The sequence below is a fragment of the Haloarcula sp. JP-L23 genome, from assembly GCF_011602445.1.
Classification (GTDB): Archaea; Halobacteriota; Halobacteria; order Halobacteriales; family Haloarculaceae; genus Haloarcula; species Haloarcula pellucida.
The window spans coordinates 2505490-2524882 of the sequence record NZ_CP050014.1 but is presented as its reverse complement, the minus strand read 5'-3'; the positions used below and the strand labels follow the sequence as shown (position 1 = coordinate 2524882).

General features: G+C 63.6%; 19 protein-coding genes. 13 read left to right on the top strand and 6 right to left on the bottom strand.

Annotated elements, in window-relative coordinates; genetic code table 11:
* The first annotated feature begins 56 nt into the window (after nucleotides 1–56).
* Nucleotides 57–653 carry a hypothetical protein gene (locus G9465_RS13030; protein WP_166970662.1) on the top strand — a complete coding sequence of 199 codons (597 nt, stop codon included), beginning with the start codon at nucleotides 57–59 and terminating at the stop codon, nucleotides 651–653.
* A gap of 881 nt (nucleotides 654–1534) precedes the next feature.
* Here the strand turns inward: G9465_RS13030 and G9465_RS13025 are convergent.
* The 3 genes from G9465_RS13025 to G9465_RS13015 all read right to left on the bottom strand — a co-directional run bounded on the left by G9465_RS13025 (nucleotide 1535) and on the right by G9465_RS13015 (nucleotide 5036).
* On the bottom strand, nucleotides 1535–2143 hold the full coding sequence (locus G9465_RS13025; RefSeq protein WP_166970660.1) for a hypothetical protein: 609 nt from the start codon (nucleotides 2141–2143) through the stop codon (nucleotides 1535–1537).
* Nucleotides 2144–2289: 146 nt separating this feature from the next.
* Nucleotides 2290–4224 (bottom strand): prenyltransferase/squalene oxidase repeat-containing protein, encoded by a 1935-nt coding sequence (locus G9465_RS13020; protein WP_166970658.1) that lies wholly within the window; start codon nucleotides 4222–4224, stop codon nucleotides 2290–2292.
* A 137-nt stretch (nucleotides 4225–4361) separates the two neighbouring features.
* Complete coding sequence (locus G9465_RS13015; protein ID WP_166970656.1) at nucleotides 4362–5036, bottom strand: helix-turn-helix domain-containing protein; 675 nt, start codon at nucleotides 5034–5036, stop codon at nucleotides 4362–4364.
* 91 nt (nucleotides 5037–5127) lie between these two features.
* Here G9465_RS13015 and G9465_RS13010 point away from each other — a divergent pair, with 91 nt between their 5' ends.
* The 12 genes from G9465_RS13010 to G9465_RS12955 all read left to right on the top strand — a co-directional run bounded on the left by G9465_RS13010 (nucleotide 5128) and on the right by G9465_RS12955 (nucleotide 16242).
* Nucleotides 5128–6174, top strand: a complete 1047-nt coding sequence (locus G9465_RS13010; protein ID WP_166970654.1) for an ATP-binding cassette domain-containing protein — start codon at nucleotides 5128–5130, stop codon at nucleotides 6172–6174.
* A complete protein-coding gene (locus tag G9465_RS13005; protein ID WP_166970652.1) occupies nucleotides 6171–7025 on the top strand; it encodes an ABC transporter permease in 855 nt (284 codons plus the stop codon). The genes G9465_RS13010 and G9465_RS13005 overlap by 4 nt, the downstream gene beginning before the upstream one ends.
* A 250-nt stretch (nucleotides 7026–7275) precedes the next feature.
* Entirely contained in the window at nucleotides 7276–9912 is a 2637-nt protein-coding gene (locus tag G9465_RS13000) for an RND family transporter (RefSeq protein WP_166970650.1), read from the top strand.
* Nucleotides 9913–10608: 696 nt separating this feature from the next.
* Nucleotides 10609–10830, top strand: coding sequence for an Imm49 family immunity protein (locus G9465_RS12995; protein ID WP_166970648.1), 222 nt, complete (start codon nucleotides 10609–10611; stop codon nucleotides 10828–10830).
* Nucleotides 10831–11480: 650 nt separating this feature from the next.
* Complete coding sequence (locus G9465_RS12990; protein ID WP_227015771.1) at nucleotides 11481–12056, top strand: IS6 family transposase; 576 nt, start codon at nucleotides 11481–11483, stop codon at nucleotides 12054–12056.
* Between the two features lie 76 nt (nucleotides 12057–12132).
* Nucleotides 12133–12441 (top strand): hypothetical protein, encoded by a 309-nt coding sequence (locus tag G9465_RS12985; RefSeq protein WP_166970646.1) that lies wholly within the window; start codon nucleotides 12133–12135, stop codon nucleotides 12439–12441.
* Nucleotides 12442–12465: 24 nt separating this feature from the next.
* Nucleotides 12466–12999 carry a mechanosensitive ion channel domain-containing protein gene (locus G9465_RS12980; RefSeq protein WP_166970644.1) on the top strand — a complete coding sequence of 178 codons (534 nt, stop codon included), beginning with the start codon at nucleotides 12466–12468 and terminating at the stop codon, nucleotides 12997–12999.
* An 86-nt stretch (nucleotides 13000–13085) separates the two neighbouring features.
* Nucleotides 13086–14000, top strand: coding sequence for a metal-dependent hydrolase (locus tag G9465_RS12975; RefSeq protein ID WP_166970642.1), 915 nt, complete (start codon nucleotides 13086–13088; stop codon nucleotides 13998–14000).
* 41 nt (nucleotides 14001–14041) lie between these two features.
* On the top strand, nucleotides 14042–14662 hold the full coding sequence (locus G9465_RS12970; protein ID WP_166970640.1) for a hypothetical protein: 621 nt from the start codon (nucleotides 14042–14044) through the stop codon (nucleotides 14660–14662).
* A complete protein-coding gene (locus G9465_RS12965) occupies nucleotides 14659–15318 on the top strand; it encodes a hypothetical protein (RefSeq protein ID WP_166970638.1) in 660 nt (219 codons plus the stop codon). Before G9465_RS12970 ends, G9465_RS12965 begins: the two co-directional genes overlap by 4 nt.
* Nucleotides 15319–15389: 71 nt before the next feature.
* Nucleotides 15390–15905: a hypothetical protein gene (locus G9465_RS12960; RefSeq protein WP_166970636.1), complete on the top strand. Its 516-nt coding sequence runs from the start codon at nucleotides 15390–15392 to the stop codon at nucleotides 15903–15905.
* Between the two features lie 136 nt (nucleotides 15906–16041).
* The gene (locus G9465_RS12955) at nucleotides 16042–16242 is read left to right on the top strand and encodes a dodecin (protein WP_166970634.1); all 201 of its coding nucleotides are present in this window, start codon (nucleotides 16042–16044) and stop codon (nucleotides 16240–16242) included.
* On the opposite strand, the gene G9465_RS12950 is transcribed toward G9465_RS12955, so the two are convergent.
* From G9465_RS12950 to G9465_RS12940, 3 genes are all read right to left on the bottom strand, one after another.
* Nucleotides 16239–16610, bottom strand: a complete 372-nt coding sequence (locus G9465_RS12950; RefSeq protein WP_166970632.1) for an iron-sulfur cluster assembly accessory protein — start codon at nucleotides 16608–16610, stop codon at nucleotides 16239–16241. The genes G9465_RS12955 and G9465_RS12950 overlap by 4 nt on opposite strands.
* A gap of 132 nt (nucleotides 16611–16742) precedes the next feature.
* Entirely contained in the window at nucleotides 16743–18011 is a 1269-nt protein-coding gene (hisD, locus tag G9465_RS12945) for a histidinol dehydrogenase (protein WP_166970630.1), read from the bottom strand.
* A 48-nt stretch (nucleotides 18012–18059) separates the two neighbouring features.
* A complete protein-coding gene (locus G9465_RS12940; protein WP_166970628.1) occupies nucleotides 18060–19325 on the bottom strand; it encodes a PQQ-binding-like beta-propeller repeat protein in 1266 nt (421 codons plus the stop codon).
* Nucleotides 19326–19393: the final 68 nt, after the last annotated feature.

Here is a 19393-nt window from a genome sequence, read left to right as displayed (position 1 = left end):
AAGGGCCGACCGAAACCGTTGTATCGTTTCAATCTCGAATCGCGAGTAGAAAGAAAATGATAGACGCGTTCAGGCTGGCTGATCTGGCGACGCAACCGCGGTTCCTACTCCCGATACTGTTCCCGGTGATGGCGTACCTCGGGTGGCGGTGGGACGGCGGGGGTCGATTGCGGAACCACCTGCTCGCAGTGCTGGGTATCGATGTGGTTGGATCCCTGTTGGCCACAGTGCTCGAGTCACAACCGATAGACGGCAGTCTGGTGAACGCGTTACAGGGCGTGGCGTTGCTTGTGGTCGCGGTGATCATGTACACCGTCTGGCGGCGGTTCGACTGGTCACCTCTCGTTCAGGGATGGGCGCTCGTGGCTGCGGTGAGCATCGTCGCGTGGCTCCCGGCGCGGACGGTGTTCACACTCTCCGGTGGTGTCATCGTCCCGACCGCAACGTTGCTGTATCTCGCGACCCAACGTCGCGTGCTCGCGGTCCTGCTTCCGATTCCAGCGCTCAGAGTTGTCGTCTCCGTGATGCGTGAAGGGTACGGTGTGTTCGACGTGCTGGCAGCGCTGTGTCTCGCGGTCGGGGTAGTTGCGTTCGTGCTCATCGGATGGTCGGCTGACGCTGATCGAATGCTCGCAGTATCGGTGCGGCACTGACCGCTCGTTCGCCGCCGAACTGCGAGCGGGTGCAACGGTACGACAGAGCGAACCGTGTCCCGCCACACGTTCAACGCCACGCGGTGCACCCTCCTGGAAGCACTCGATATCGGGCGTTCCCGGCCATGAATATCGGCCGGTTCGGTTTTCCCGCCGCGGAACCCAACACGGTACTGTTTAGTTTCGCAGTGCATGGGGCTCCCGTGACGCCGAAAGCCCTCGGCCCGCTCGTAGTCGGCCGAGGCCACGTCGATCAGCGACGCGAACGGCGTCACCGACGTCAGAGGCCGTCAGCGCTCTCGTCGACTGCCTCGGCGTAGGTCGTCAGAAGATCGTCTCACACAGGTCCGCTGCGGGCCCAAGAGGCGCTCGCCGGTCATTCCCAGAAAGTGGTCGTCGGTTTCGTTTTTCGAGTCAGAACTACCGCTTTGTGAATACCTGGGGGGAGGATTTCAACCTGTCAGATATGTGGCCAGCGTCAGTCGAAATATTGCCGTCGAAGCGGACGCGATGTTGACGTACGTCTAGTCCCGGACGGAGACCGCGGGTCAAGCCGCACGGTCCGGCATGGATGCCGGCCTCAGCCGGACGACCGCGAGGGTCGTGCCGGCGACCGGGAACGTTGCGAGCGCGAGTACGGTCCCGCCGGTGCTACCACCGACAGCAGCAGGCCGGCTACCGTCGCCCTCACGGCGCCGATCCCGAAGTTGACGGTAGATGTAACCGTAGGAGAGGCCGCGATCTGAACGCCGCATAGGGAGGGCTGAGACGCGTCCAGCGCTCGGCGCAGATAATTGTGGACGGATCGAGTGGTCGCACTACGGCCCACCGAGGTGAGCACACGTGATCAGCGAGTAGAGCACGTGTTATTGAGTGGATCGTCAGCTGACAGAGGGGAGAACGAGAACGATTACGACCGAGACGATACCCATGCTCAATCCCACGACCGTCTCGAAATACGTCAGATTCTCGATCTTGAGTGCGACCGGAACACGAAGGGCGGGAACGAGAAGCAGCGGAATAAATGACGACTCGATGACGGAAAGATAGACGAATACGGCAGTCGGGAAGATAACGCCGCCCGAGAGGGTGAGGAGCCGTCGCGTTGGAAGCCAGAGAAAAACGGCAATTGCGCCCACGAGCGCCCACCCCTGGACGAGGTCGGACCATCCGAAGTGGTTCCAGACGACGTAGATCAACCCAGCCACGACGGCGAGCATCACCCCCTGGATATCGTTGACGGTGTCGTCTTCGAGCGGGACGAACGGCTGGTACTCGACGAACATCGCACCGATCCACCCCACGAGCGCGATGGCGATGGCCGCTAGGACGTGATCCATCAGCGGTGCTGCCGGATCCCGAAGCCAGCCGAGATAGGTAACGAACGGGAACAACACCGGGAGCAGGAAACGCGGCTGCGTGGAGTAGTCGAACAACTTTAGCGGAGACGTTCGACGAACGAAATGTTGTATTGTCTGGAATGCTGCCATCTATTTATTCAGCAGATAACGTTTTAGTTTTATAAATTCGTTGGCTTGGATCGGGCGCCGAAACCGGCCATCACGTGTCTATCGGCGAACGTATGTCCGACGTGGGTAGGCCGTTTCAGGGGTTGCCACAGTGGGGCCGTTCGAAGCTACTGGCTGGACCGATACATCCCGAGCGCTTTCAGCGCCGTCCCCTGCGTGGTCGCTGCGGTACTGTACTTCGGGCCACCCCAGTTGTACATCACTAGGCTCACCGGCCAAGACCCATCGTCCGACTGTGTCTGCAGGAGGTACGCCACGCCGCGCCGAATCGCGTCTGTATCAGGCGACACACCCGCGGCCAGCAGCGCCTGGAGTGCCCACCCGGTCTGCTCAGGCGTCGACTCGTCGGGCTCGTAGGGGACGTCCATCGGGTCCGCCTGTCCCGCCGCATAACTGCCCTGTTCGCCCCACCCACCGTCGCCGTTCTGTTTGTCGAGCAAGGCAGAGGCGGCGTTCTGAACGATGTCCCGCTCCATGTCGACTCCGACCTCGCGAAACCCACGGAGTACCCGCGCCGTCCCGTAGGTGAACGCTTGCCCCCAGATGGCGACCCACATCCCGTTGTCCGAGCGCGCGTCCGCCAGCCACGCGACACCGTCACGAACGCTCTGGGAGTTCTCGACCGTGTACCCGAGCTTCCCCAGCGCTGACAGCGCACCCCCGGTGACGTCGGTCGCCCGATTCCGGCCGAAGAACCGCCGGAACAGTGCAGGGTGAAGCCGGTCTCGGACCGCGTCCTCGACAGCGTCGTCAAGGGGATCGAAGTCCTTCGCAAACGTCGACCAGCTGCCGTCACTGTTCTGGACCTCGATGAGAAACTCTGCGTCGGCACCCATGTGGGGACCCATGAACTCCGCGAGCGCCTCCATGCACATGGACGTGGTGTCCCAGTCGCTGTAGATGTTCTCTCTGTACCCCCAGCCGTTCCCCTGGTGGGTCCGATACGTCGCCATCGGCCGGTCGAGCTTTGCGTTTATCGGTTTGGCGGTGTGCTCGGGGACCCGAGCGTTGTAGAGCCACTGTGCGGCCTCGCGGACGCGCTCGTCGTTCGTGTCGAGCCCCGACGCCAGGAGGGCGTCGATGATCTTCGCGGTGTCCCACGTCGGGAGATTCCAGATCTCTACGCGCCCCTCGTCTGTCACGCGGTTTCGAGCGATCCAGTCGACGGGATACCGGACAGCGTCCTGGCCGGCCGGCTCCACGCCGGTCGCGAGGAGCGCGAGGACGGCGAGCACCGAAACCATCGATGTCGCCCAGACACCGCTACTGAGTCGGCGACTGATGAGCACGCGCTTCAGGAGCGGACGGAGCCTTCGATCGCGCGCGCTCAACGACCTCTTCTTGTCGGAAGCGATGATGAAGTGCGCGCAGATCGCAGCGACGAACGACTGCCGGAAGCTCTGGCCTTGCGCCGAGATACCGTCGCCGTCGAACGCTTCCGTGTAGGCCATGAGGCGGCCGATTTCGAGCGGTGCGTCGAGAGGGAACAGTTCCTCGTAGCTGTACTCGTCGGAGAGCGCGGCGTACATCACCCGCATGTCGTAGGTGAGGCCGGTATCGACAGCGCCGCCCTCGGAGACGGTTGGTGCGAATTCGAACCCCTCGCGTTCGTTCTCCGCCTCGATCTCCGCGACGACACCGTCGTACTGCGGCTCGTCCGCGAGATCGAACAGGAGCAGGGCGCCGTAGTTTGTCGCGACGTCACCCCACCCGCCGCCGTCCTCGCGTCCGTCGAGCAAAAACGAGATACAGCGTTCTTTCATGTCCTCACGGCGGTCCAGGTGTTCGAGCAGGATGGCGTAGTACAGCGTCTGGCGGTACTTGCCCTTCTCGTTGAGGCCGAGGATGTCGGTCTCCCAGTGCCGGAAGGTCCGGCCGCCGAGCTGGTTCGACCCGCGACGGTTCGCGAACAGGGACTCGCGGGCAGCTTCGATCGCATCCGTGACGGCGGCGTCAGAGATCACAACTGACTCGCTCCCCGAATCGTCCTCCGGGTCCGTGGCGGTCTCGTCGAGCGCTTGGACGGGGGCGGTCGAGATCATGGAAGCGACCCCACCGAGGAAAGCTCGTCGGGGGACGCGAGGTGAATAGTGCATAGGCCCGAATTTTCATTTCAAATCAAATAGTCTTACGATTATGACAGGGGGATAGAACTAAACCTCCAGCGGTGCGCCCAGGGTCAAATCTCTGGGCCGAGATCGTCTAGGACAGCGTCTACGAGCTTCGCCTCTGCTCGCTGGAGGTGATCGCTGACGGTGACCGGGGAGCAATCGAGTTCGGCCGCGACATCCTTGTGTGTCGCGCCGCGGGGTTGTTCGTAGTAGTCGAGTCGGTGAGCGGTCCGGAGGACTTCCAGCTGTCGGTCGCTCAACGCGTTTCTGGGGTCGTCGAGGTCCCCCCGAAAGGAGCCGACCTCGTCGATGCGGACTTCGAATGCGTCGGGTGCGACGTCAAGCGCCGCCTGCAGCGGCGCCGGGTCGCCGACGGCCCGACATTGGACTTCCCCGCCCCGATACACGATCGGCGTCCGGATGACGAGTCCCGCCCGCGGTCCGAGCCGCTGGAGCGCACCGAACAGCGGGGTTTCAGCCGGTCGCATGACCACGAGCGCGTACGACCACGTGCAACCACGCGAAGCGATTTCCACGGACTCGATGCCCGGCGAATCGGTGGCCTCGCGTTCGAACGTCGAGGGGTCGCCGTCGATGGCAAACAGGAGCGTCTCGACACCGTTCACGGTCGTGTTGATATCGAGGAGTCTGGCCTCGGCGATGTCCTCCGAGTCCGCGAGGAGGTTGTAGAACTTCGGTGCGTCCTCGCCGGTCATCCGGGCTGTCGCTCGCAGCCGTTTCATTGACCGCCACAAACGGGAGATGCTTTAAAAAACCCGTTTGTATACCTCACAGAAACGTCTCGTGGGGGGACCCGGTACAGTATTTCACGAGATGTCGAAGCAAGAAATAAAACCACACACAGACGACAGCGAGGAATCAGCGGGTGAGGCCCTAGCCATCGAGGTCGAGGGACTCACGTTCCGGTATGCCGACGGAACGACCGCAGTCGACGGCATCACGTTCTCGATTCCCAAAGGGGAATTCTTCGGGTTTCTCGGCCCGAACGGGGCCGGCAAGACGACGACGATAAAGATACTCGCGACGCTACTGGAACCGACGAAGGGCTCAGTCCGGGTAAACGGATACGACCCGACCGAGCAGCGGACGGCGGTACGTGGGTCCATCGGGTACATGGCGCAGTCGGTCAGCGTCGACGAGGAACTGACCGCCCGCGAGAACCTCCGGTTCGCGTGTGAGGCCTACGGCGTGCCGGCTGCCCACCGGGACGACCGTATCGAGGACCTCCTCGCACTCGCAGACCTCGCCGACGTCGCGGACTCACCGGCCGAACAGTTCTCCGGCGGGATGCAGAAGCGTCTCGACGCGGCGACGGCGCTGGTACACGACCCGGAACTCGTGTTCCTCGACGAACCGACGACGGGTCTCGACCCGAAAGCCCGAAACCGCCTCTGGGACTACTTCCGACGCATCAACGAACAGGGGACGACGGTATTTCTCACCACGCAGTACCTCGAAGAGGCCGACTCGCTCTGTGACCGACTCTCTGTCATCAAAGACGGGGAACTCGTCGAGGACGGGTCACCGGAGTCGCTCAAGCGCCGGGTCGGAGGACAGGTCCTCCGTATCGATCTGGACGGCGACGAGTCGGCCCTCGCCGACGCGGCGTCGGTCACCCGCAAGTGTGACGAACTCACCGAGGAGGCGACCGTCGAGGTCGGTTCAGAGAGCCTCCGCGTGACGACCCAGCACGCGAACGAACTCGGGACGGAACTCCTCGTCGAACTCAGGGACGCCGGACACACCGTCACCGGGTTCGACATCGAGGAGGCGACGCTCGACGACGTCTTCCTCGCGATAGCCGACGAGGAGGTCAGGGACCTCGAGGCCGAGACCGAACCGATGGAGGCGAGCCGATGAGTACGTCAGACACCGGCGGGCCCGACACCGGGAACTCTATCATCGGCGACGCGTGGGTGAACCACAAGCGGTGGAACCGGAAGACACTCCGGAACCCAACGGCGTTCGTCCTCGAGATCGTCGTCGCCGTGTTCTCCCTGCTTCTGTTCACTGCGGTCTTCGGTGACGTCGGCGGATTCGCGCTGGAACGCGCCGGTTTTGCGGACGTGGAATACGTCACGTTCCTGCTGCCGGCGGTTCTCGTGCAGGCGACGATGGGATCCGCTTTCAATTCGGGGATGGGTCTCGTGAGCGACTTGGAAAGCGGGATGTTCGAGAAGGTCGTCGTGATGCCGATGACTTGGACGGCCGTGTTCGCGGGGAAAGCGACCTCGGAGCTCGTGCGTATCGTCTTTCAGTTGCTCGCCGTGCTCGGTCTGGGCGTCCTCATGGGCGCGAACGTGACGACCGGCGTCCCAGGGGTGCTCGGCATCGTCATCGTCTGTCTCCTCGTGGGACTGCTATTCATGTCTCTCTCGAACGTCGTCGGGCTGCTCACGCGGGACGAGGAAGTCCTGAACGCGGCGTCGATGCTGTTCATGTTCCCGCTGCTGTTTCTCTCTCCGGCGTTCATCCCGATGTCCTCGGAGGTCGAACTGATAGCGACGTTCAATCCCGTAACGTACGCGGTAGACGCGATCCGGGCGCTCGTGCTCGGCGAAGACGTCATGACCGTGATTACCATCACCCAGTTCGGCGGGATGTACGACACCCTCGTACCAGCGTTCGCTGTCCTCGCCGGTTTGAACGTCGTGTTCGGTGGCATCACGGTAGTGTTGTTGTCCAGGGCGAGCAGTGCCGAAGCCGAGTGACACGATGTGACGGGATCGTGACTCTGACGAACGTAGCGATTATGATGTATATGAATACGACACGTAACGAAAGTTACTTGATGAGCAATAGAATTAACTTTAGATAGAGTGAGAAAATCAGCCGGTCGAGGATCGGGCGGTCCGAGTCGGGACGACCCAGGCGCACACTCGGGGGAACGGAACCGGCGCAGGACCACACCGACGGGACAGTCGAGATGACCGCCACGAACGGGATGAGTAGTGACCGCCGATGTCGAAGGTAAGCCGACTGGGGTCGGTCGTCACGGAACACAGCGCTCTCGTCGTCGCCGTGATGCTGGTCCTGACGGGCGTGTTCAGCGTCGGACTCGGTGACATCCAGGAGTCCTCGTCGATAAGCGGGGTGTCCAGTGATACACCCGAAAGAGCGGCCCACGACGAAGTACAACAGCGGTTCACGGAACGAGGTGCCAACACGACAGTTACGCTGGTCGCGGTCAGCAACGAGACCGGGAACGCGTTGTCGAGGGCCACGTTACTGGAGACGCTACGCTACCAGCGGGCCCTCTACCAGAACCGGACGCTGAACCGGACGCTGGCGGACGACCAGGCCGTAGTGAGCGTAGCGAACGTCGTCGCACGCGCGGCCGTCGCTGCGGAGCGCCGACAGCGGCTCCCCGACCCAGTCATCACTGGCTGGACCGAGTCCGGCACCGCGGACATCGAGGCGCAGGCGAGCGCGTCGGACAGCCCGGAACCGCCGACGCTCGAAGCACAGATAGCGCAACTGGAATCGATGAACGAGTCCGAGGTCTCGGCGGTCGTGACGCGCGTCCTCGATCCCAAACGACCGTCATCCGGCAGGCGCGCGGCGCTCCGCCTGCTCCCGCAGTCCTACGAACCGGGTGCCGCGACCGCGGACACCCACCTCGTGGTCGTAGTCCAAGAGACCGGCGGTGGCGCCACTGTGGACGTTGCGCTCCCCGAGCGAGTCACCGATGGACAGGTCGCGGCGAGACAGCTCGCCAAGGATCGGTCGGACGGGGAGCGATACTACCTCTACAGTGGTGGGCTGATGAGCGGCCAGCAGTCGATAGCGATATCGGACAGCCTCGCGATACTCGGCCCGCTCGCGCTGATGTTCGTCCTGGTCGTGCTCTCGATCGCGTATCGTGACCCCATCGACATCGGCCTGGGACTAGTCGGCATCGGCGTCGTCCTCGTCTGGACGATGGGACTCATGGGGTGGCTTGGTATCGCGTTCGGGCAGACGATGATCGCGGTCCCGATACTCCTCATCGGGCTATCGGTCGACTACGCGCTCCACGTCGTGATGCGGTATCGCGAGGAGCGCGAGGACGGCGAATCGTCGCCGGAGACCGCAATGCACCGGTCACTCGTCGGTGTCGGGCCAGCGCTCGCGCTCGTCACGGCGACGACCGCCATCGGGTTCCTCGCGAACCTCACCAGTCAGATGGCCGATCTCCGGATGTTCGGCGTCGTCTCGGCTATCGGGATCCTCGCAACACTGTGTGTGTTCGGCTTGCTGGTTCCCGCCCTCAAGATCGGCGTCGACTCGCTTCTGGCGCGGGTCGGGTGGGACAGACGGTCGTCCTCGCTGGGGTCGATGGCCACAGTCCGCCGAGCCCTGCGTGGCGGGTCGACCATGGCGACGCGCGCACCGGTCGCGGTCCTATTGTCGGTCGCGCTCCTCACGGCCGGTGGGGCCGCCGCCGCCACACAGGTGGATGTCGCGACGCCGGAGACGTCGTTCATGGCTGACGACCCGCCCGCGTGGACAGACAACCTCCCGGACGACCTGCAACCAAGCGACTACTTCCTCAAGGAGAACCGCCGGCTCATCTACGGGAACTTCCAGACCCCAGACAAACAGGGATACGTGTACGTCGAAGGGAACGTGACGGATCCGGGGGTACTCGATGGCGTAGCGCGGGCCACAGACGCAGTCGAAACGGCAGACGCCGTGTTGACGGGTGCAGACGATGAGCCAGCCGTCGTCACGCCCGTAAGGGCGATGCAAACGGCAGCTGCGCAGAACGAATCATTCAACGCGACGCTACAGGCAGCTGATACGGACGCAGACGGGGTCCCGGACCGAAACGTCGCGGCGGTCTACGACGCGTTCTATGAGACGACCCCGCGTCTCGCAACGCGAACGCTCCACCGGAGTGACGACGGCACCTACGATGGCCTGCTCTTGCGTATCGCGGTGAACGGGAACCTCGACAGGGACGCCGCTGTCGCGCCGTTGTACGACGCCGCGGGGACGATAGAAGACGCCGATGGCGTGTCGGTCATCGCGACCGGGTCGCCGGTGACATCGAAGAACCTCAACGATGGTCTGGCGACCACAGTCGTTGAGAGCCTGGCGTTGACCCTCTGCGTCGTGCTCGTGCTCCTGATGGTGATATATCACGTTCGGGAAGGTGCGCCGCTGCTCGGCTTAGTCACGCTCCTTCCGATATTCTGTAGCGTAACGTGGCTGCTCGGCACGATGTGGGCGCTGTCCATCCCGATCGGACTCACGACGGCGCTCGTTGGCAGTATCTCGGTCGGGCTTGGCGTGGACTACGCGATCCATATCAGCCAGCGATTCACCGAGGAACTGGACGAGGAGGTCGATACCGAGACGGCACTGGTACGAACAAGCACCGGGACCGGGAGCGCGTTGCTCAGTAGTGCGGCGACGACCGCAGCCGGGTTCGGTGTCCTGTCGTTCGCGCTATTGCCGGCACTGCGACAGTTCGGTCTCGTTCTCGCGATCGGGATCGTGTACTCGTTCCTCGCGAGCGTGTACGTCCAGCCGAGCCTCCTCGCGCTGTGGTCGCGGTACAGGTCGGAGCCGACGCTCCGGGCGAGTCCGTCACCGTCCACCACCGACGACTAATCTCCCTTCTCGACCGTTTCGGCGGACCGCTTCGAAAGGGCGGTGAAGTTCGGATCCGTATCGAGCAGTTCCGACGCCCTGCAAAACGCCGTTTGGTAGACGGTCCCGTGAATGCGGCAGCGTTCGAGCCGGGACCGGCCGCTGAGCGTTCGGACTTCGAATGCTAGTGCGGAAGACGTGGGCACCCCAGCGGGGACAAACACGATAACCGATCCATCAACTCCTTCATCGTCCGGGATGTCGTATGTCTAGTAGGTGCTTCCCGACGCCTGCTCAAAGACGTCGGCGACCGTCTGCTTCGGGACGTCAAGTGTATCTGGTGCTCGTAATCCCAACAGGTGAGGACGTACGCGACCGCGTCGCGCAACCCAACCTCGAATCGTGATTCGATATCGATGTCGCATCGGGCGTGTCGTACCACCCGCGCTACAACATCGCCCAGGGGATGTACACAGCGACGTTGGCTGGCAATGGTATCGGTCTCATCAGCATAGCTGAATCAATAGTCGGCCTGGCTAAGACCGAAGAGTGTTCGCCAGGTGAGCACAATTCTGACCGGTATTTTCTCGCCTGGCGTCTGGCCGGTGCCGTTCTCGATAACAGCGACGAAGCGGCACTATACGGGCTCGAAACTATCAACGAGTCCAAGCCCGACTATCACGTCAAGTATGGTCACGCCGTGATATCGCTCGGGGGATGCGTGATGCCGACCCGTCGATACTCGAAGCCGGAATCGAGTCGATGCTCTCCTTCCACGAGCAGGATAGCCATCAGGACAACGTCGTCGATCAAGTCATGGCGGTTCAGGCGACTGCGTTGCTGGTGCTTGCCCGCGTTCATGGGTACGACATACCGATAGAGTCACCATTGCTCCCCGACGACCCTGCGAACCAAGCGGTATCTCGTCTCAATTTGTAATCTAGCGATAAATCTCCCTTGGGCGAGATACGCGCCGTGTATCTTGCACAGTATCAATGTACCTACGGGACGTGGTGCAGACCGGTCACTGAGTTCGGCGGTTCAATACACCTAATATCATAGACTTATAATCTGATATTATGTGTCGGATGCGAAGATGGATTGAGGATTTCTTTTATTTGTATATGTACGGAGACTGGGAATCGGTCTCGCATGGCCTTTGGGTATACGGCCACGTTTCGGTTCTGCTTGCAACTGCGCTTGTCGGGTACACGTTCGCCCGACAGCAATACCTGTTCACTATGCTCCTAGTACTGTTTCCTGTCGTGTACTTCTACAAGCGCCACGAAAAAGCGCAGGCGTACAAAGTGCAGTCAGACACACCAATTGAACCCGGTGAAGACTACGATCCAAACGACCACCGGTGAAGCACCCCATCATTTCAGATATATCTGCTTCTCTCAGTGCTACAAGGTCGGCTCGTGGACACTCTTCCACACCTTGGTTCCGGTGACCGATACGCGCTGTGTATTCAGCAGGACTGTTGGAACCTGTCACGGCGGTGTGTAGTTAAGCGTGAAGGCTGAGGCGGGAGAATTTCTTGGTGCTCTATGGCAGAAACCGCCCGCCTCAGCGGTAGTTGAGACTGGATAGATTTGGACTTTGTAGAGCGCGAGCGGACACCCGAGCCTGCGATGGCGTTGGGTATTCAATCGTACGCTGCGGGGCTGTCGCTGTCGAATACCGTCGAATTACTCGACATGTCGGGTGTACAACGCAGTCGAAAGGCAATCCATCATCGAGTGCAGAAAGCCGATTTACAGCCCGAATCTGGCAAATCTCCGAATCAGATTGCGCTCGACGAAACGGTGATTCGCATCAACGATCAGCAAGTCTGGCTGTACGCCGCTGCTGATTCACAGACGAACCAACTGCTTCACGTCCGGCTGTTTTCGACGACGACCGCCCTCACGGAAGTTATCCTCCGTGAACTTCGACACAAACACGATGTCGAAACCGCCGTGTTTCTCGTTGACGGCGTGAAATACCTCCAAACTGCGCTCCAACGAATTGGACTCCGATTTCAGATGTGTCGCCACGGAAATCGGAACGCTATCGAGCGGATTTGCCGAGAGCTGAAGGGACGAACCTCGTCGTTCTCGAACTGCTTCAGTCACGTCGAACCAGAAACAGCCGAAAATTGGTTGCAGAGCTTCGCTCGCTGACACAATGCTACTAACTAAACACGACCGGTTGTCGAGTGGGAACGTTTATACTCCACCCACTGGTAGGCGTTGGCAGATGGGGGCCGTTACCACATCACTCGGCGAGCAGGCCCAGTCGATATTCGACGATATCGGGTACACCGTGTCGCGCACTGACAGCGGATTGCGAGCAGAACACAAGTGGCGCGTCGTCCGTGTCACCGTCCTCGACGGCGACGAGACACTCCCGGAGACGGGCGACTTGCGTTGTTTCGTCACGTGGTCGTCGGAGGCGACGACACTCGTACGACGTCTCACACGGATGGACGTCGAGTACGAGTGGGCGGTCATCGGCGTCCGGGAGGACGGCGACTACGACATCGTCCACCCCGGGACCAAGACTTAGGGACGCCCCCACCGACCTTGGGGCGTGCAGATGAACGTCATCGCTACCGCGCTCGAACAGTTCCTCACCGACGTCCAGAGCGTTCTCCCCGACTTGCTTACTGGATTGGTCTTTCTCGTCATCGCAGGCATCGCTATCAAGGCTCTCATGTTCGTCGTCCGGACGATACTGAAGCGGGCACTCCCCGGTGAGGCACCGGTGTATCGACAGTTCGTCGCGACTATCGTCCTCGTCTTCCTCTGGTTCGGCGTCGTCCTCTCCTTTCTCTCTATCGTGGGCCTCACGCTGGTCGCTGCGTCGCTGGGGACGGCGACCGGATTCCTCGCGCTGGGCGTCTCCTATGCGCTGTCGGGCATGATTGCCGACGCCGTCGCCGGTGTCTACCTCCTCCGGGACCCGGACTTCAACCCCGGCGACACCGTCACGGCGGGCGACACGACAGGCGAGGTGACGGCTATCGAACTCCGGAAGACGCGCTTCGACGTGGGCGGCGACACGGTGGTTCGGGCCAACGCGGACATCGAAAAACGCTGGACGAAAGTGACCGACGACGCCTGAATCCGGTCGTAGGAACCTGCCGCTGCGTGTGGTGATACACCCGTTGACACGCGATACTTATGCGTGTCGACACCGAACGGTGTGGTATGTTCGTGGGGCATGCCCTGCTGGCGTTCGCTATCGTGGCGCTCGGGGCCAAACGACTGGACGTGCGTCCGAAGCGTGCGCTCCAGCTCGGGTTCGTGGGCGGTCTGTTCGCCGCCGTGCCCGACGTAGACGTGGTGTACGCACCGGTCGGACTCCTGATGCGCTCCGTCGAGACGGTCGGACCAGACGTGTTCTGGGCGACGGCCAACGTCATCCACCGTGGCCCGACGCACTCGTTGGTGATGGGCGCCGTACTCGCCGTCGCCGTCGGCCTGTGGGCACACGGTACCCGGCCCACCAGAGCCGCTTCGCTGTCGCTGCTGTCGCTCCTCGTCGGCGCTGCCGGACTCGTTAGTGGCGCTGTCGGTGCCGTCGTCGTCCTCGCGTTCGCGCTGGCCGGCCTCGGCGTCGCCGTGCTCAGTCGGCGCCTCGACGTGCGTCCGCGGACGCTGTTCGCCGTCGCGTTCGTCGGCCTCCTCTCACACCCCTTCGGGGACCTGTTCACCGGGTCGCCGCCGGCACTGCTGTACCCCTTCGACGTGGTGCTAGTCGCAGAACGCATCGCGCTCCACCCCGACCCGACGGGGCACTTGCTCGCGGCCTTCGCGGTCGAACTGGGGGCGGTCTGGCTGGCCGTCTGGACGTACGCCCGTTTCACGGGGTACCGCCTGCCCGCCCTCGTCAATCCGCGGGCGTCGCTGGGCGTCGGCTACGCCGCCGCCGCCATCATGCTTCCGGCACCCACGCTGGAGCAGTCTGCACACTTCGTGTTCAGCGTCCTCGCTATCGGCGCCGTCGGCGCGCCGGTCCGTCCGTTCTCGCGCGGCGTCGATTCTCTGGAGGCCGTCGTCACCGGGCTAGCGGCCGTCAGCGTCGCGGCGGTCGCCTACGCGCTTGCCTACGGTGTCCTCTGACCTCCGATAGTGTTTTCCACGCAGCGCCGTATCTGACGGACATGAGCCCCGACGTGACCGAGTTGTTACGTGACCGGCGGACCAACGCGCTGGTGAGTTGGGTCGTGATCGCGATACTGGTCACCGTCGTTGCGGGTAGCGTACTGGAGAATCAACTTCTCTGGGCCGCCTTCGCCGCCGCCGTCGCCGCACTCGCGCTCCTCCCGCCGGTGTTACTGTGGAACCGGGACGCGATGCTCCCGTGGGAGATTCTCTTTCTCGCCGCCCTCCCCGTCGTCGGTCGCCTGTTCGCGACGGTCCGAGTCACCGGTAACCTCGCGACGTACCTCTCTGTCGCCGCCATCGCACTCATCGTCGCCGTCGAACTCCACGTCTTCACGCCGGTGAAGATGACGCCGCGATTTGCCGTCGTGTTCGTCGCCGTGACGACGATGGCCGCCGCCGGCGTCTGGGCCGTCGTCCGCTGGGTTGCAGACAAGACGCTCGGGACGACGTTCATTTTGGACCCGACGATGACGGAACACGCCATCGAGCGAGCGCTGATGTGGGAGTTCGTCGCGTCGACTATCGCCGGTATCGGTGCCGGCGTCGTCTTTGCGTACTACGTCCGTCGACAGATTGGCACGACCCGGGTCCCCGAGGAGGTGCAGCCCGACCTATGAGGATTCGGGACTACCTCGGTATCACCTCCCGTCGACAGCGGCAGGCCTCCCGAGTGATGACGTTCGCGATGGTCGGTATCTTCGCCATCGGCATCGAACGCGGGAGTACGGGCGTCATCGTCAACACTGGCGTCGGCCTCCTCGTTACGCAACTCCCGCCGATACTGGAACGGGACTTCGGCATCACGCTGGATCCCGGCCTGACCCTGTGGATCACCTCGGCCGTCTTCTTGCACGCCGTCGGCGTTCTCGGGTTGCCGGGGTCCGAAGTGAACTTCTACGCTAGCGTCCCGGGATGGGACCACGTCACCCACGCGCTGTCGTCGTCGCTCGTCGCCGCCGTCGGCTACACGACGGTCCGGGCGCTGGATCGCCACTCCGATGAGATACACCTCCCGCCGCGGTTCGTGTTCGTTTTCATCCTGCTGTTCGTGCTGGCGTTTGGCGTCGTCTGGGAGGTCATCGAGTTCACCATCACGCTGGTCGCCGAGGCCACCGGCAACGCCACTATCCTCACTCAATACGGCCTCGAAGACACGATGCTGGACCTCGTCTTCGACACTATCGGCGCCGTCGTCGTCGCTATCTGGGGCACCGCTCACCTCACCGACGCCGTCGGGTACGTCGAGGAGTGGCTAGAGACGCGGACCGGGTGAGAAGCGGACCGTTTCGCCGTGGTTAGATCGGGTCTAACAATGTCGAAACGGTAAGTATCTGAACGTGCAGTATGTCACCACAAACCAGACGTTCCGTACTCCGGTCGCTCGGTGCGGCCGGTGCACTCGTTGGGATAACTGGCAACGCTATCGCGGGCGGTAGAGGCGCTGCAGACCACCACAAAAAGCTCGCGGCGGTGCGGCGGGCAACGAGGAAGTATCAGGACGTCGCGAAAGCCGAGGCGGACGGATACGTCACTAACGGGCACTGCGTGGCCCACCCCCAAGGGAAGGGGGCCATGGGCGTCCACTACGTCAACTTCCTCGACGCGAACGGGAATCCCACGCACCTCGATAACTCGCTCGACCCGATGAATCCGGAAGTACTCGTCTACGAACCGAACAACGGGAACATGAACCTCGTTGCCGTCGAGTGGATTTCGACGGAACCGTTCACCATGTTCGGACACGAGTCTCACGAGGGGCCGGGGCCGTGGTACTCACTCCACGCGTGGCTCTGGAAGGCGAACCCGAACGGCACCTTCGCGAACTTCAACCCCAACGTCGACTGCTCGAACGCGGAGTGAGTCGTCCCGACGGCGTCGTCCAACGCCGGCGGCCCATGACACTCCTTCACAAAGATATTTGTCGGTACCGCGTGAAGTCCGACCGAGACGTGCCCGCATCGGACGGTCGTCTCACGACAGCACACGGTGACAACAGATGGTTTTCAAGAAGATCACACTGATCGGAACGAGCTCGGAGAGCTTCGACGCCGCCGCCGACGACGCAATCGAGCGGGCGGAGGCGACACTGGACAACCTGAAGTGGGTAGAAGTGGACGAACTCGGCGTCGAGATAGCGAGCGTCGAGGGTCGTGAGTACCAGGCAGAGGTGACGGTCGCCTTCGAACTCGAAGACTAGGTCCGGAACGACTCGCCACAGCCACACTCGCTGACGACGTTCGGGTTCTCGACGTGGAACCCGGCGCCCTGCAGTCCCCCTTCGTAGTCGAGTACCGACCCCTCGATGTAGTCGATGCTGGCGCCGTCGACGAACACCCGCAGGCCGTGGCGCTCGTAGACGGTGTCGTTCTCTTCGGGTTCGTGGTCGAAGCGCATCCCGTAGGAGAGGCCGGCACAGCCACCCTGCTGGACGAACAACCGCAAGCCGGCCACGTCCGTGTCCATGTCCTCACTCTCTAGGAGCGCTATCGCTTCCTCGGCGGCTTCCTCGGTGACACCCACGTCCTCGCCACCGAGTTGTGGTTCACCGTCGACGGTGCTGCTCATACTGATAGATGTGCCCCCGAACGTGTTAACACTGACGCCGGTCACGGCGTTCGCGTCTGCGCGCCCCTCGCTACTGTTCCACGGCTCTCTTCGGTCGCCGTTCCACCGAGGGCCGCGTCTGCGCGCCCCTCGCTACTCGAACCGCTTCCGCACGCTCTCGGCGTGTGCTTCCAGCCCTTCGGCTTCCGCGAGCGTCGTGATCGTCTGGCTGAGGTCTCCCAACGAATCCTCGGAGAGGCGCTGGACGGTCGTCGACCGGACGAACGTGTCCACCGAGAGTCCGCCAGTGACGCGTGCGGCCCCGCCGGTCGGGAGGACGTGGTTCGTCCCGGCGGCGTAGTCACCGGCCGCCACGGGGCTGTACGGGCCGAGGAAGACCGACCCGGCGGACGGAATCCGGTCCAGCAGAGCCTCGTCGTCGTCGGCCTGTATCGAGAGGTGTTCGGCGGCGTACTCCTCGGCGAACAACACCGCCTCGCTCATCGACCGGGCGAGGAAGACGCCGGAGGCGTCGTTGTCCAGTGCGCCCCGAATCACGGACTCGCGGTCCCGTTCGCTCGCCTGTTCCTCGACGGCTTCGGCGACGCTCTCGGCGAGGTCGGCGTCGTCGGTGACGGCGACGACGGAGGCGTTCTCGTCGTGTTCGGCCTGTGCGACGAGGTCCGCCGCGACCAGTTCCGGGTCCGCGTCGCCGTCGGCGACGACCATGATTTCGGAGGGTCCAGCGAGGAAGTCGATGGCGACGTCGCCGCGCACTTCGGCTTTGGCGGCCGTGACCCAGCGGTTGCCCGGACCGACGACGATGTCCGTCGCGGTCACCGTCTCGGTACCGTACGCGAGGGCGGCGATAGCCTGCGCCCCGCCGACCTGATAGACGGCGTCCGCGCCGGCGACGTGGATGGCCGCCAGCGTGACGGGGTTCACTTCCTCGGCGGGTGGCGTCGCGACGGCGACGTGTTCGACGCCCGCGACCTTCGCGGGGATGACCCCCATCAGCGCGCTGGAGGGGTAGGCCGCGGTGCCGCCGGGGGCGTAGACGCCGGCGCTGTCCAACGGTCGGAATCGCCGACCGAGTTCCCGCCCGTCGAAGTCCTCGCGCCAGTCTTCGGGCACCTGTCGCTCGTGGAACGCCCGGATGTTCTCGGCGGCGTCCTCGATGGCCGCGCGCACGTCGTCGTCTATCTCCTCGTAGGCGCGTTCGGCGGCGTCGGTGATGTCGACGTTGCCGACTTCCACGTCGTCGAACTCGCTGGCGAACCGGCGGAGGGCGACGTCGCCCTCCTCGCGGACCTTCGAGACGATGTCACTGACGTCGTCCCGGACCGCCTCGACGCCCGCGTCCCGGTCGAACAGGGCCGAGCGCTCGTCGGGGCCGAGGTCGGCGACACTGCGTACGTTCATACCCGGTCAACGTGACGGGCGGAAAAACGGGTTTCCCTTCGCCGGTGGTCAGGGCGTGACGCCGATGACCGTCCCGTCCTCGCCGGCGAACGCGAGCGAGTCACCGACGACGAGCCGTGTGAGTCGCGATTCGGCGGCGAACGACCACGCCGTCTCGCCCGTGTCGCCGTCGAGTGCGAGGACGTGTCGGTCACGGTCGTCCTCGCTCTTCGAGCGCTGAATCACCAACTGTCCGTCGAGCAGACCGGACGGCCGGGCCAGATACGCGTCGACCGGGGTCCGCCACTGCACGTTCCCCGCCGAGAGGGAGACGGCCGCCGCCTCGTTCCCGACGACGTAGAGCGTGCCGTCCGCCACCGGCGCGTCGTAGACGGTCGCGCTCACGTCGACGCGCCACTCGACCTCGCCGGTCGCCGGGTCGAGACTCGCGACGGAGTCGCCGCCGACGAGCAACTGGTCGCCCACGGCCTGTGTCGTGTAGGCGTTCCACTCGTCGAAGGTCCACGCCTGCTCGCCCGTCGCGGCGTCGATACCGTGGACCGTCGGTTCGCGCGGGTCCGCGGCGCTTACGAGGGCGACGGTGTCGCCCACCACGGAGAGCGTCCGGTACTGATATTCCGGGACGGAGTACGCCCACGCCCGAGTCCCGTCGGTGCCGAACACGTCGAGGACGCCGTAGGCCGGGACGTACACTCGCTCGTCGGTGACGAGGCCGCCGCTCGGGTCGCCGATTTCGACAGCCCACTTTCGGGAGCCATCGGACAAGCCGAGGGCGTACAGCGTCTCGCCCGAGGACTGGACGTGGTCGTCGGTGGTCGCCACGTACGCGGTGTCGTCTGTGACGGCGAGGACGTCGAGCCACCAGTCGGTCGGCGAGAAGTCCCATCGTTTCTTTCCTGTCCCGGCGTCGACGGCGTGGAGCCGCTGTGCCGAGTTGAGGCCGTCGCCACCCGCGACGGCCAGCACCGTTCCGCCGCCGACCGCCGAGTCCTGAACCTCCCGTCCGGCGTCGTAGGTCCACTGTCGGTGCCCGTCCGAGGGGGACAGCGCGGAAAGCGTCCCGGCGTCGGTCCCGACGTACAGGCTGTCGCCGGTCGGCGTCGGTGGGTTCACCACCGTGCCGGGGAGCGACCGGGTCCACGCGACGTGGTCGGCGTCCGCGTACGCCTCTGCCCCGTCGGTTGACGCCCCCGAGTCGTCGGTGGCGTTCGGCGACCCGGTTCCGTCACCCTCCGGATTTCGGTCGCCGTCGGTCAGGCATCCGGCTACGCCGGTGGCCGCCGTGAGTGCGAGAAACGCGCGTCGAGAGGGCATATACCTCGACCCTGCCGAGACGGGCACATATCTTCTGGACGGTTCGACGGCGGTTTGAGCGACCGGTG

Coding starts and splice junctions, on each gene's coding strand:
- G9465_RS13000 (WP_166970650.1), top strand. CDS start 7,276: ATGTCGAAGGTAAGCCGACTGGGGTCGGTCGTCACGGAACACAGCGCT.
- G9465_RS12985 (WP_166970646.1), top strand. CDS start 12,133: ATGGGGGCCGTTACCACATCACTCGGCGAGCAGGCCCAGTCGATATTC.
- hisD (WP_166970630.1), bottom strand. CDS start 18,011: ATGAACGTACGCAGTGTCGCCGACCTCGGCCCCGACGAGCGCTCGGCC.
- G9465_RS13010 (WP_166970654.1), top strand. CDS start 5,128: ATGTCGAAGCAAGAAATAAAACCACACACAGACGACAGCGAGGAATCA.
- G9465_RS12940 (WP_166970628.1), bottom strand. CDS start 19,325: ATGCCCTCTCGACGCGCGTTTCTCGCACTCACGGCGGCCACCGGCGTA.
- G9465_RS13005 (WP_166970652.1), top strand. CDS start 6,171: ATGAGTACGTCAGACACCGGCGGGCCCGACACCGGGAACTCTATCATC.
- G9465_RS12960 (WP_166970636.1), top strand. CDS start 15,390: ATGTCACCACAAACCAGACGTTCCGTACTCCGGTCGCTCGGTGCGGCC.
- G9465_RS12970 (WP_166970640.1), top strand. CDS start 14,042: ATGAGCCCCGACGTGACCGAGTTGTTACGTGACCGGCGGACCAACGCG.
- G9465_RS13020 (WP_166970658.1), bottom strand. CDS start 4,224: ATGATCTCGACCGCCCCCGTCCAAGCGCTCGACGAGACCGCCACGGAC.
- G9465_RS12950 (WP_166970632.1), bottom strand. CDS start 16,610: ATGAGCAGCACCGTCGACGGTGAACCACAACTCGGTGGCGAGGACGTG.
- G9465_RS12975 (WP_166970642.1), top strand. CDS start 13,086: ATGTTCGTGGGGCATGCCCTGCTGGCGTTCGCTATCGTGGCGCTCGGG.
- G9465_RS12955 (WP_166970634.1), top strand. CDS start 16,042: ATGGTTTTCAAGAAGATCACACTGATCGGAACGAGCTCGGAGAGCTTC.
- G9465_RS13025 (WP_166970660.1), bottom strand. CDS start 2,143: ATGGCAGCATTCCAGACAATACAACATTTCGTTCGTCGAACGTCTCCG.
- G9465_RS12965 (WP_166970638.1), top strand. CDS start 14,659: ATGAGGATTCGGGACTACCTCGGTATCACCTCCCGTCGACAGCGGCAG.
- G9465_RS13030 (WP_166970662.1), top strand. CDS start 57: ATGATAGACGCGTTCAGGCTGGCTGATCTGGCGACGCAACCGCGGTTC.
- G9465_RS13015 (WP_166970656.1), bottom strand. CDS start 5,036: ATGAAACGGCTGCGAGCGACAGCCCGGATGACCGGCGAGGACGCACCG.
- G9465_RS12995 (WP_166970648.1), top strand. CDS start 10,609: ATGCGTGATGCCGACCCGTCGATACTCGAAGCCGGAATCGAGTCGATG.